Here is a 252-nt window from a genome sequence, read left to right as displayed (position 1 = left end):
CACCTACCGTACCTCCCTTTGCACAAGCTGCTACTACTGTTTCATTTTCAGTAGTATTCGTAGCCGCGAAAGCATAGCCGTTAAATGTAAATAAAGTAAATATAAAAGCTGTTAGTACTGTACAAATAGATAAACGACGTAACAAAATAAATTCCCCCTTTTTTTATAATTTACTTCTTCACAAATGATTATCTTAAATATTCTAATTATTTTCAATATATTAATGTTGAGAAATATTAGTTGTATTTTTGA

General features: G+C 29.0%; 1 pseudogene. It reads right to left on the bottom strand.

Features of this window, described 5'->3' with window-relative positions:
- Positions 1-145 (bottom strand): annotated as a pseudogene (locus SB717_RS38015) (SH3 domain-containing protein); the annotation flags it as partial.
- Positions 146-252: the final 107 nt, after the last annotated feature.

The organism is Priestia sp. SIMBA_032 (assembly GCF_046535215.1).
Taxonomy (GTDB): Bacteria; Bacillota; Bacilli; order Bacillales; family Bacillaceae_H; genus Priestia; species Priestia aryabhattai.
This window is presented reverse-complemented; position numbering and strand designations above follow the sequence as displayed.